The 13,004-nt window shown below is 45.0% G+C and carries 8 protein-coding genes; 1 reads left to right on the forward strand and 7 read right to left on the reverse strand.

Features of this window, described 5'->3' with window-relative positions; genetic code table 11:
* Positions 1–237: 237 nt before the first annotated feature.
* The 4 genes from AB4493_RS09680 to AB4493_RS09695 form a co-directional block, all read right to left on the reverse strand.
* On the reverse strand, positions 238–3,330 hold the full coding sequence (locus tag AB4493_RS09680) for an error-prone DNA polymerase (protein WP_372154917.1): 3,093 nt from the start codon (positions 3,328–3,330) through the stop codon (positions 238–240).
* A 113-nt stretch (positions 3,331–3,443) separates the two neighbouring features.
* Complete coding sequence (locus AB4493_RS09685) at positions 3,444–4,913, reverse strand: DNA polymerase Y family protein (protein ID WP_372154918.1); 1,470 nt, start codon at positions 4,911–4,913, stop codon at positions 3,444–3,446.
* Positions 4,914–4,916: 3 nt separating this feature from the next.
* Positions 4,917–5,624: a translesion DNA synthesis-associated protein ImuA gene (gene imuA / locus AB4493_RS09690; protein ID WP_017063488.1), complete on the reverse strand. Its 708-nt coding sequence runs from the start codon at positions 5,622–5,624 to the stop codon at positions 4,917–4,919.
* A 318-nt stretch (positions 5,625–5,942) separates the two neighbouring features.
* Positions 5,943–6,683, reverse strand: a complete 741-nt coding sequence (locus AB4493_RS09695) for a YciK family oxidoreductase (protein ID WP_017062135.1) — start codon at positions 6,681–6,683, stop codon at positions 5,943–5,945.
* Positions 6,684–6,820: 137 nt separating this feature from the next.
* On the opposite strand from AB4493_RS09695, the gene sohB reads away from it, so the two are divergent.
* Positions 6,821–7,888, forward strand: coding sequence for a protease SohB (sohB, locus tag AB4493_RS09700; protein ID WP_372154919.1), 1,068 nt, complete (start codon positions 6,821–6,823; stop codon positions 7,886–7,888).
* Positions 7,889–8,085: 197 nt separating this feature from the next.
* On the opposite strand, the gene AB4493_RS09705 is transcribed toward sohB, so the two are convergent.
* The 3 genes from AB4493_RS09705 to AB4493_RS09715 all read right to left on the reverse strand — a co-directional run bounded on the left by AB4493_RS09705 (position 8,086) and on the right by AB4493_RS09715 (position 12,993).
* Positions 8,086–9,648, reverse strand: coding sequence for a SpoVR family protein (locus AB4493_RS09705; RefSeq protein ID WP_017062134.1), 1,563 nt, complete (start codon positions 9,646–9,648; stop codon positions 8,086–8,088).
* Between the two features lie 11 nt (positions 9,649–9,659).
* Entirely contained in the window at positions 9,660–10,931 is a 1,272-nt protein-coding gene (locus AB4493_RS09710; protein WP_017062133.1) for a YeaH/YhbH family protein, read from the reverse strand.
* Between the two features lie 127 nt (positions 10,932–11,058).
* Positions 11,059–12,993, reverse strand: coding sequence for a PrkA family serine protein kinase (locus AB4493_RS09715; RefSeq protein ID WP_017062132.1), 1,935 nt, complete (start codon positions 12,991–12,993; stop codon positions 11,059–11,061).
* Positions 12,994–13,004 lie beyond the last annotated feature (11 nt).

Raw genomic sequence — 13,004 nt, forward strand, 5'->3', positions numbered from 1 at the left:
TAGCGTAATTTTTCACACACAATCTAAGGTAGTTCCTCTTAATGATATGGTTAACGTCTAAAGTCGTCATGACTTTGAGCTTATTACTGTATAGGGAATTTAAGAAAAGACGTACGGAAGCTGAAGTTGAGTCATAACTCAACAACTGGAATTGAAGGGAAGCGGATGCTTCCCTTTTTCGTTTTTCTTTCTCTCTTTTCTTTAGCCAATGATCGATTGAGAACAGTTGGTACTTCGCTAATGAAAATCCCGAGATTTGGTTTTCAAGCCAACAATTTCATCGGTAATATCGATAAGTTTTCCCGCGATAACATGCACGACTTCACCTTCTTTTTCTAATATCCCTTGTACTTTTAACGCCTTGGCTGTGAGATAAGCTTGCTGTTGAGCGCGTGCGGTTGCTCCCCATACCACGACATTAATATTGCCAGTGCTATCTTCCAGCGTAACAAAGGTGACACCTGCCGCGGTGCCGGGAGATTGTTTACCTGTGACTAATCCGACAACGGTGACCATAGATTTGTGTCTTTGCTGTATTAAATCTTTCATGTGTGTGAATCGACCTAATCGTCCTGCTTCTTCGAGCAAAGTGATGGGGTGCTTGTTCAATGAAATTCCGACACTGGTGAAGTCTTCGAGTAGATCTTGCATCTCATTGGGCTTGTGCAGTACATGTTCGTCATGTCCTGCCTCAGCATCGTCATAGGCTTGGCTAAACAGAGGTAAATCCGACGCCGAGTCCATGATCGCCCAGCGAGTCTGGAAGCGGTCTCCAGAAACGTTATGTAGCGCATTGGCCGATGCCAGTAGCTCGATATCTTTCTTATTCATCGATAACTGTTTCACCTGACTAGGGTGGCGATAACCGGATGGTGGACGATTGGCGAGCACGCTTTGAATCCCATGCTCGCTGAATCCTTTGATTTGTCGCAGTCCTAAGCGAATCGCTAGACCATTCTGATGAGAGACAACCGTGTGGTCGTTTTGAGAAGCGTTCACACATACCGGAAGTATCACCACATTATGTCGTTGTGCGTCCTGTACCAACTGTGAGGGGCTATAAAACCCCATCGGTTGGCTATTCAACAGAGAAGCGTAGAAACATTCAGGGTAATAGCATTTCAACCAAGCGGAGCAATACGCTAACACCGCAAACGAAGCGGAGTGGCTTTCAGGAAAACCGTACTCGCCAAAGCCGCATATCTGTTTAAAGATCTGCTCAGCAAACTCTGTCTCATAGCCGCGCTTTTGCATTCCTTCGATGAGTTTGTTTTTAAACTTAAAGACGTTGCCATTTTTCTTCCAAGCGGCCATTGCCCGTCTGAGTTGATCTGCTTCTCCGCCTGTGAACCCTGCAGCGACCATCGCGAGTTTGATCACTTGCTCTTGGAATATCGGTACACCTAAGGTGCGCGACAGTACTGATTCCACGTCTTTAGATGGATAACTGATTGGCTCAATGCCATCTCGACGCTTGAGAAACGGATGCACCATATCACCCTGAATAGGGCCTGGGCGTACGATAGCGATTTGAATCACCAAGTCGTAATAAGTCTTCGGTTTAAGCCTTGGCAGCATGCTCATTTGTGCGCGTGACTCAATTTGGAATATCCCGACTGTGTCTGCTCGCTGAATCATGCCGTAAACCTGAGGATCGTCCTTAAGGCGAGTGATCTCAGCAATGGTCAGTGATCGCCCGTGAATACGTTTGATCAGGTCGAAACATTTACGAATCGCAGAGAGCATACCCAACGCGAGCACATCAACTTTCAGCAAGCCTAAGGTTTCTAGATCATCCTTATCCCATTGGATAATGGTTCGATCGTGCATCGCTGCATTTTCGACGGGAACCAGCTCATACAAAGGCCCTGAGGATATGACAAAGCCACCGACATGTTGAGATAAGTGACGTGGGAAGCCGATAATCTCATTAACCAAGTGGATAAACTGCTGCCCCTTCAAATAATCAGGTTGTAGCCCTAATTGAGTGAGCTGAGCCTGCCAACCTAAGCTTTTGTCCCTGCGATTGGTGTTCTTGATGAAGTAGTCGAGCTGAGTTTCTTGTAGCCCTAATGCTTTCCCCACATCTCTCACCGCACTTTTGAAGCGATAAGAGATGACTGTTGCAGCAAGTGCAGCCCGTTCTCTACCGTATTTTTTATAGATGTATTGGATGACTTCTTCACGACGTTCGTGTTCAAAATCGACATCAATATCAGGCGGCTCATCGCGCTCTTTACTGATGAAACGCTCAAACAGCACCGAGATCTGTCTTGGGTCGACAGAGGTGATTTCTAAGCAGTAACAGACCACGGAATTGGCCGCTGAACCTCGACCTTGGTAAAGAATGCCTTGGCTTTTGGCAAACATCACGATGTCATGAATGGTGAGAAAAAAGAAAGGGTAGTCAAGCTCGTCAATTAATCCCAATTCTTTATCTATGATTTGTTGGATGTCGTTAGGTACACCTTGTGGGAAGCGAGTCTGTTTTCCTTTTTCGACCAACATGCGCAGATAACTCATGGGTGTCTCCCCTTGAGGAATCAGCTCACTGGGATATTCGTATCGCAAGCTATTTAAATCAAATTCACACAGCTCAGCGATACGGTTGCTCTCTTCTAGCCACTCCGCTTTGAAGATATGAGAGAGCTTATTGATACTCCGTAAACAGCGCTCGGCATTAGCGAGTAAGTGACTGCCCACTTCGGTAATGGGCTTTTGGTACTTTATCGCAGTGAGTGAGTGCTGTAAGGGTAAGCGGTTAGCATTGTGCATTAGCACGCCACCACAAGCTGTTATCGGCAGTTGATGATGTTGTGACAGCTCAACGCAGTAATCTGTGTACTGCTGGTCGGTTTGCTTTAGGTGTCTTTGTAAGCCGATCCAAAGCCGACCTGAATGGTGCTGGGAGAGCCATTTCCCCCAATGCGCGTCTTCATTTTTCTGTTGAGGAAGCCAAAGAATAAAGCAGTGCTTAGCCGACATGATATCCCACTCAGAGAGCTGATAATGTCCCTTACTGCTACGACGTCTCGCGTTGGTAATTATACGGCACAGCTCGGCGTAGGCTTGTCTGTTTGGGCATATCAAGATCACTTGGCACTCTTCATTTAACCAAAACATGCTCCCGACAATTTGCTTGAGTGACAGTTTATGTTGCTTGATTGCAGAGTGAACCTTAACGATGCCCGCGACTGAGCACTCATCAGTAACCGCGAGTGCTTTGTAACGTAAGAAGTCGGCCTGTAAAACAAGCTCTTCCGCATGCGAAGCTCCCTCTAGAAAGGAGTAATTACTTTGACAGAAAAGCTCTGAGTATTGCTGAGACATAACGTAATCTCACTTAACCATTGCGAGTGAACATGATTGAAAAGGGACGCTGAAATTGAATAAGTAGAACGGAGGAGCTAACAAAGTTTCTTGCTGACTTACGTTCTTACCGACTAGCTAAATAAGCCGTGCAAAAACCACTGTTTATCTGGCGTTCTAAATATCCAGAGCCACCGACCGTTTTCGCTGTGAGCAATAAAGTAGTCACGAATGACCTTCTCTCCGTCCCACCAGCCAGACACAATGCGCTCTGGGCCTTGAGATAAGGTGACGCTTTCGGTTAAGGCTTCGGGCTCTGGCAGTAAAATACTGGGCCTGAGCCGCTGTTGAACGACGCTGAGAGCTATGGTTTGTTGCTCGCTCTCTGGGGGTGTTTGCCTTTTTGTCACAGACTTACTCAGTGTTGGGAGCGAATACTGATTGGCCTTTTCTGGCCTTGGGTCGTGCTGTATTTTTGGTGTTTGAATACAGGCTTGTCCAAGCTTTGCTTGCAGTAGTGAGAGCAAATCTAACGCGGCAAGTGTTCCGGTATTACCATCAAAAAGATCATGGTAGGCCATTTGGGGTTCTCCATGACGAACCAAGCTGAGGGTCAGTCCTTGAACCGGTGCGGTGAGCTTGAGTGACTCTAAGGTGAGATGAGTAAGGTTCGCCCATTTTTCAGCAAGGTAATCACCTTGTGCCGAATAAAAAGAGACAGGGTGATCGTCTTTATCTCTTAGGTGTAAAGTCAGAGTTAACTCGAAAGCCACTCGATCGCGTAGCTTCAAAAAACATTCGAGTTGATTCAGTAATTTCAGCAACGGCTTTTCGATAAATAGGATGTTTTCAATATCAAACAATAGCTCCAAATATTGCTGGAAATTCTCTGGTGGATGATAGAAATCAATCGGGTGCTTGAACTGGCCGTTAAGGCGACCGACATAATTCACCAAGTCGATATCAAAGCGGCGTGCGACCTCTTGCAAAGGCAGCTTTAATAAGTCTTCAACGGTATTGATACCGACACGGTTCAGGCGTTCCACTTGCTTGGTCGGTAGCTCACTGGAAATTAATGCTTGTTGATTGACCCAAGTTTTCATCTGCTCAATATTGTTTGTTGCTTGGTTGATCGCTTGCTTACCCAAAAGGATCGCAGAAAGCGGCGAATAACCCGTCGCAAAGTTGAACTGGATATTGAGCGTTTCTAAGTGGCTTTTGAGCTCATGCCAGTAGTTATCTAGCCCGTCGTAAAGTGACAGCATGTTAGAGGCTTTAATCAACAAACCATTAGGTGGCAATAACGCCATGTCGGAAGTGACCAGATACGCCCATTGAGCGATCTCTTTAAGCTTACTTTTCTCCAGTTCAATACTGTAAGGGTGGACGTGTAAGTTGTGGCACAAAGCTGCTGCAGACCCTAAGCCCATACCAAGCGAAATTCCCGATTGCAGCGCAGCTGGGTTTGCTTGCAGTACATGGTGATCTTTTTCATCCACGATGATAATAGGTTGTTCGCGTGAGTCTTCGCTCGAACCCAATTCATTAGAGTTAAACAAGGTATCCAACTGCAGAGATGGAAAGTGCAGATAAAGCCACAACATACGTTAGCCTTGCTTCGCAATAGGAAAAGCCAGCACAGTGTTACCAGACAAAGCGCGGTCTGAATTGTCTTCATAAACGACTTTCTCTGTGAGTAACGGCCAGTAGTGTGTCATGTCTAGAATAAAGCTGCCATACGACCAGCTGCCTTTTCTCTTAGTCACTTCAACCTTTAATCCCTGCGCGTGAGAAGAGAGTTTCATGCTTAAGGAAACGGGCAGGGATAATTGATTATGGCTGGTGGCTTTAAAGTGAAACTGCAGGCACTTACCGGTTTCACTGGCTGCTTGTAGGCGCTTTGTTTGGTGTATTTCTAGATCGGCTCCCCATAGCAATACAGAGTGACAAGCGCCGCTTTTGAGGCACTGCTCAGCTGCCCACAACGCATCGAGATCGCGTTGAGGCTGGATAACGAGAATGTTTTCTAATTCAATGCCTTGGCTGTTAAAAAACTCAGCACAGATCTTCCCTGGCGGGTTAATGAATATGGCCAGTTTTTGCGAGTTTTGTTGAGATAAATAGGGCGTCAGTAGGCGAAGCTCGCCGATCCCTTGTTGTGATTCAACTTCAATAACGCCGTGCGTCGGGAAGCCGCCATCAAGCTGTTTATCCAGTTGAGGATAGCCTGTTGAAGTGGTGCTTCCTTGCGTTGTTGATTGTAACCCTTTCCAGATTAGCTGGCGGTCTTGTAAGTTTTTTATTAGTTCATGCATAATTAAATACCTGTATATTTATACAGTATATTTAACAATGGAAAAGATGCAAAGCAAAATGACGAAAATTAGGGGAATAATACCAATCACAGTAAGTAAGTGATCATAAATAGCGCAGGAAAAATGCTTGAGAACAAGGCAGAAATTTTCGATAAGTAGTTATTCTACAATCAAAATTTCTAACGCCGTTATCGAGTGTTTTAACAAGCTAGGATGACCAGTTATTTACTACGATTGGTATCAGTGTTAGTTGATTGATTTAGATACAAAAAAAGCCGCTATGGAAGCGACTTTTTACTATTGGTCAATGATATCAAGTTACTTAGGTTGAGCATCGATACATTGGCCATTAATGTCCGTCACACTTGGGTTCATTAAGTGTAGGTACAGCGGTATGATGTCGAGTGGCGTTTTTAGCTTATTCGCATCTTCTCCAGGGTACGCTTTTGCACGCATACGTGTTTGAGTGCCACCTGGGTTGATTGCGTTAACACGGATATTTGTGTCTTCAAGCTCGTCCGCTAGGATTTGCATCATACCTTCGGTAGCAAACTTAGAAATTGCGTAAGTGCCCCAGAATGCACGGCCAGAGTGACCAACCGTTGAAGAGGTAAATACGATACGACCCGCTTCTGCTTTCTTAAGTGCAGGTAGCAGAGCTTGAGTCATCAAGAACTCAGACTTCACATTGATCTGCATAACATCATCAAAGGTTTCTTCATCAATCTGCTCAAACGGGCTCAGAGTGCCAAGAACGCCAGCATTATGAAGTAGGCCGTCTAAACGACCGAACTGTGATTGAATGGTTTCAGCCATATCAACGTAGTTCTGCTTTGTCGCACCTTTTAAATCCAATGGGATAATCGCAGGTTGTGGGTAACCAGCGCTTTCGATTTCATCGTAAATGAATTCAAGGTTTTTAACATTGCGGCCTAACAGAATGACAGTTGCACCATGTTGAGCGAAGCTTAGTGCTGCTTGGCGACCAATGCCAGCACCGGCACCTGTAACCAAAATTACTTTATCTTTGAGGGCATCTGTAGAGATTGGGTAATCCACTGTGCTTATCCTTCTTTCTTTTATTATGTTCGTCATTCCATTGATGTTTAATCACACAGATAACCGCAGGAATGATGAGAAATTCTTGGTAATCGTGACAAGATGGTTACAATACACTAATTCATACAATAGGGGATATGACATTGGAATTTTTGTTGGACTACGGCTTGTTTTTAGCCAAGATTGCGACCGTTGTAATCGCCATCATCGCAATTTTAGTGATTGCTAAATCTGTGGGTGGGAAATCAAGCGCGATTAAAGGTGAGCTGGAAATCACGAACCTATCTGAACATCATAAACAGACGATTGAACAACTAGAGCACCATCTACACGATGATGCTTTCATCAAAGCCCGTGATAAAGCAGAAAAGAAAGCGGAAAAAGAGAAAGTAAAATCACGCGGTAAAGAAGTGAAGAAAGCAGCGAAAGAGGGTGAGCTTGATAGTAAGCGTGAACCACATCTATTCGTTCTTGATTTTAACGGCAGCATTGATGCGAAAGAAGTGGCTTCATTACGTGAAGAGGTAACGGCGGTTCTGGCTGTGGCTCGTGAAGGTGATGAAGTATTGCTGAAACTTGAGTCTGGCGGTGGCATGGTTCACGGCTATGGTTTAGCGTCTTCTCAACTTGATCGTATCAAAGCGGCAGGTTTGCCTCTGACTATCTCGGTAGACAAAGTGGCGGCAAGCGGCGGTTACATGATGGCATGTATCGCAAACAAAATTGTATCTGCACCGTTTGCTATTGTTGGCTCTATTGGTGTTATCGCTCAACTGCCAAACTTCAACAAACTACTTAAAAAGCACGATATTGAGTTCGAGCAGCTAACGGCGGGTGAGTACAAACGCACGCTTACTATGTTTGGTGAGAACAGCGATAAAGCACGTGAGAAGTTTAAAGAAGAGCTAGAAGAGACACATGGCCTATTCAAAGACTTCATCCGTGACCATCGTCCTGCGTTAGATCTTGAAAAAGTAGCAACGGGTGAACACTGGTTTGGTACACAAGCACATGAACTTGGACTGGTGGATGAGATCAGCACTTCTGATGACTTAGTCGTAGCGGCATGTAAGGACAAAACGGTTCTAGCGATCCACTATGTACAGAAGAAAAAGCTTTCAGACAAACTAGCGGGCGTGGCAGGTAAATCTGCAGACAGCGTGCTGATGAAGCTGATTGAACGCGGTCAAAAGCCGATTGTTTAAGCTTATTGAGTTCTAGTTCTAGTTCTAGTTCTAGGCTTGGTGCCTTACGTTCATTTACAGACGTTTGAGCCTTAAAAAGAAAGCGCATAAGTCATCAGACTTATGCGTTTTTTTATTGCTCCACTTCCGAGCGGGTGACCACTATGTTGTAGGGGGAGCGGAGTTTTATACCAAACACTGACTTACTGTGATTGATATTAAATCTTGGCTCCATAATCATTACGTTTTGGACAAGTAGTCAGAATCTCTCTATGACCCGTATCTTTGAGCTCTTCCAAAATCACATCAAAGCCCCACAAGCGATAGAGATGCTTCATCACTTCGTCGTAGCCTTTATCAAGCGGGATGCGGTCGTGAGGCACATATTGCAGTGTCATTGAGCGGTCACCACGAACATCGACATTAAACACCTGAATGTTTGGTTCAAGGTTACTTAGGTTGTATTGCGCCGCAAGCTTCTCACGAATCAGGCGATAGCCCGGATCATCATGAATAGCACTCACCTCAATGGTATTTTTACGGTCGTCGTCGAGTACAGAGAACAGCTTAAAGTCTCGAATGATTTTTGGAGAAAGGTATTGGCTGATGAAACTTTCATCTTTGAAGTTGTGCATCGCAAAGTGCACCGCTTCTAACCAATCACTTCCGGCTAACTCAGGGAACCACTCTCTATCTTCATCGGTTGGCTCTTCACAGATGCGTCGGATGTCTCTAAACATCGCAAAGCCAAGCGCATAAGGGTTTATCCCGCTGAAATAAGGACTGTTGTAGGCAGGTTGTGCGACGACACTGGTATGGCTGTGTAGGAATTCTAAGATGAACTTATCACTCACCAAGCCTTCGTCGTAAAGGTGGTTAAGAATGGTGTAATGCCAGAAGGTTGCCCAGCCTTCGTTCATCACTTGAGTTTGTTTTTGAGGGTAGAAGTATTGGCTCACTTTGCGAACGATGCGAACACACTCTCGTTGCCAAGGTTCAAGCAGTGGTGCGTTCTTCTCGATAAAGTAGAGAATGTTTTCTTGAGGCTCGCTAGGAAAGCGGATCTTGGTCTCTTCTTCCTTACTTTTATTTTGAGGAACGGTTCGCCATAGCTCATTCACTTGAGATTGCAGATAAGCTTCGCGTTCTTCTTGTCTTGCTGTCTCTTCTGCAATGGAAATCTTCTCAGGGCGTTTGTATCGGTCTACGCCGTAATTCATCAGTGCGTGACAAGAATCAAGGAGCTGCTCGACTTCAGCAACACCATATTTCTCTTCACAACCACTGATGTACTTCTTAGCAAACAACAAGTAATCGATGATGGAACTGGCATCGGTCCATGTTTGGAACAGGTAGTTGCCTTTAAAGAAAGAGTTGTGGCCATAACAAGCGTGAGCCATTACCAGCGCCTGCATTGTGACCGTGTTCTCTTCCATCAGGTAAGCGATACAAGGATCGGAGTTGATTACGATTTCGTATGCCAAGCCCATTTGGCCATGCTTGTAGTTTTGCTCGGTTTGAATGAATTTCTTACCAAAAGACCAGTGGTTGTAATTGATAGGCATACCAATGCTCGAGTAGGCATCCATCATCTGTTCTGAAGTAATCACTTCAATCTGGTTTGGGTAAGTATCTAAACGGTAATGCTGCGCAACACGTTTGATTTCTACGTGGTATTTCTCCAAGAGGTTGAACGTCCAATCTGGACCATCAGGCAGCATCTTGTCGTTTTTCTTTTTTGCAGCTTTGTTTTTCTCTGCAACGTTTGATTTCGCTGTCATGGCAAACTCCCTTACGCTGTCTCTTTCTGGAACAGTTCTCTAAACACAGGAAAAATATCATCCACCGTTTTAATGTTTTTCATGGCGAAGTTGTCAAAGCTACTCTCGAGTTTTTCGTATTCGTGCCAAAGTGTTTGATGAGAGCGGCGTGTTATTTCGATGTAAGAGTAATATTGGCAAGTTGGCAGAAGCGTATTGACCAGTAACTCTTTACAGCGAGGAGAGTCATCAGCCCAGTTATCGCCATCAGAGGCTTGTGCTGCATAGATGTTCCACTCATTAGCAGGGTAGCGGTCTGCGACAATTTCCTTCATCAGTTTCAGTGCGCTCGAAACAATGGTGCCACCCGTTTCTTGTGAGTAGAAAAACTCATGTTCGTCGACCTCTTTAGCCTGAGTATGGTGACGAATAAACACAACATCGACGTTTTCGTAGGTGCGATTTAAGAACAGATACAGAAGAACATAAAAGCGCTTCGCAATATCTTTTGTGGCCTGATCCATAGAGCCCGATACATCCATTAGACAGAACATCACGGCTTGGCTAGATGGAATAGGGCGCTTCTCGTAGTTTTTAAAACGTAAGTCGAAGGTGTCAATGAACGGCACGCTTTCAATCTTTTTACGTAACTCGGCAATCTCTTCTTTGAGGCGACCTTCCTCAAAAGGTTGTGCCGGCTCCGTCATTTTAACTTGGTCAAGCTGTTCCATCAGTAGGTTAAGCTCGCGCTTTTTACCTGCTGTCATCGCGGTTCTACGAGCCAGAGATTGCTGTAGTGAACGAACGATAGCGATGTTGGATGGAATCCCCGCGCTTTGGTAACCAGAGCGGTGAGTTTTCCATTCGGTGATTTTGTTGACCTGATTTTTCTCTAGATTAGGTAGAGCTAAATCTTCAAAGAGAATATCAAGATACTCATCTTTTGAAATTTGGAAGGTAAATTCATCTTGGCCTTCGCCATCAGGACTTGCGTCGCCTTGGCCTGAGCCACCACCTTGACCACCACCTTTAGGGCGTTCGATTTTATCGCCAGTGATGAACTGATCATTACCTGGGTGAACGCGCTCTCTTACGCCGCCTTGACCTTGGTGAAAGTTCGGCTCTTTGATGTCTTTATGGGGAATAGTGACGTCTTCACCTGTTTCTGTATTGGTGATTGAGCGTCGGTTAACTGCATCGGCCACAGATTCTTTGATTTGCTCTTTATGGCGTCGTAAGAAACGCTGTCTATTCACAGCACTCTTATTTTTGCCATTGAGCCTCCGATCGATAAATTGTGCCATAAGAACTCCCTCTCAGCTGATGTCGCGATCCTACTTTTTATTCGGGTATAAGAGTTATTGATTTACTAAGGTATAAAAGTTATTGGTTTATACGAGCTGCTCAGTTGAGCAGCTCAATACCGTTTAGTTATGAGGATTTACGAACTCTTAGGTACCACTCAGATAGCAGTCTCACTTGCTTCTCGGTGTAGCCTTTTTCCATCATACGAGCAACGAAGTCGTCATGTTTTTTCTGATCATCCGTTGAGGTCTTAGCATTGAACGAAATAACAGGAAGTAGCTCTTCTGTGTTAGAGAACATTTTCTTCTCAATCACAGTGCGCAGTTTCTCGTAGCTCGTCCACACTGGGTTTTGACCGTTATTGTTGGCTTTGGCACGAAGCACAAAGTTCACAATCTCATTTCGGAAGTCTTTAGGGTTACTGATACCGGCTGTCTTCTCGATTTTCTCTAGTTCACCATTCAGAGAAGCACGGTCAAATAGTTGGCCTGTTTCTGGGTCGCGGTACTCTTGGTCTTGAATCCAGAAATCTGCGTAGGTGACATAGCGGTCGAAGATATTCTGACCGTACTCAGAGTAAGACTCTAGATAAGCGGTTTGAATTTCTTTACCGATGAACTCTACGTAGCGTGGCACTAGGTATCCTTTCAAGAACTCTAGGTACTTCTCGGCGGTCTCTTGAGGGAACTGCTCCCGTTCGATTTGCTGCTCAATAACGTAGAACAGGTGCACTGGGTTCGCGGCCACTTCGGCTTGGTCGAAGTTAAACACACGAGACAGGATCTTAAAGGCGAAACGCGTTGATAGCCCAGACATGCCTTCGTCAACGCCAGCATAATCTCGGTACTCTTGGTAGCTCTTCGCTTTTGGATCGGTGTCTTTTAGAGTCTCACCATCGTAAACACGCATCTTAGAGAATAGAGATGAGTTTTCAGGCTCTTTTAGTCTCGAAAGAATGCTGAATTGCGATAGCAGATCGAGTGTGCTTGGTGAGCAAGGCGCTTGGGATAGCTCACTGTGCTCAAGCAGTTTCTTGTAGATCTTAACTTCTTCAGACACACGCAGACAGTAAGGGACTTTTACAATGTACACACGGTCGAGGAATGCTTCGTTGTTTTTGTTGTTACGGAAGGTCTGCCACTCAGATTCGTTCGAGTGAGCGAGAATCATACCGTCAAATGGCAGTGCAGAAAGCCCTTCGGTACCGTTGAAGTTACCTTCTTGTGTTGCCGTAAGTAGAGGGTGTAATACTTTGATTGGCGCTTTGAACATCTCCACGAATTCCATCACACCTTGGTTGGCTTTACAAAGCGCACCAGAGTAGCTGTAGGCATCAGGATCATCTTGAGAGAAGTGTTCAAGTTTACGAATATCAACTTTACCAACCAGAGACGAGATATCTTGGTTGTTTTCATCACCTGGCTCCGTTTTCGCGATCGCAACTTGATCGAGAATAGAAGGGCGCAGTTTGATGACTTTGAATTTGGAAATATCACCGCCAAAATCGTGCAGACGTTTTGCTGCCCACGGAGACATAATTGAGCGAAGATAGCGTTTCTCAATGCCATATTCATTCTTCAATAAGTCGCCGTCTTCGTTAACGTCGAATAGACAGAATGGGTGATCGTTTACTGGGCTTCGTTCACCGTCAGCAGACAATACATAGATTGGTAGTTTCTGCATCAGGGCTTTGAGTTTTTCAGCGAGAGAAGATTTACCACCGCCCACAGGGCCAAGTAGGTAAAGGATTTGTTTACGTTCTTCTAAACCTTGCGCAGCATGTTTTAAGTAAGAAACAATCTGTTCAATCGCATCTTCCATACCGTAGAAATCTTTAAATTCGCTGTAGCGTGAGATGACACGGTTCGAGAAAATACGACTCAGTTGAGGGTCTTGAGCAGTGTCAATAACCTCTGGTTCGCCAATGGCTAGTAATAAGCGCTCGGCAGCATTAGCGTAAGCACTTTTATCGTCTTTACACAGCCCTAAGAACTCCTGCAATGTCAGCTCTTCTTCCTTGGCTGCTTCATAACGTGATTGATAGTGGTCAAAGATACTCATAGTCACATTCC

It is taken from the genome of Vibrio sp. 10N.222.55.A1 (assembly GCF_041473835.1).
Lineage (GTDB): Bacteria > Pseudomonadota > Gammaproteobacteria > Enterobacterales > Vibrionaceae > Vibrio > Vibrio crassostreae_C.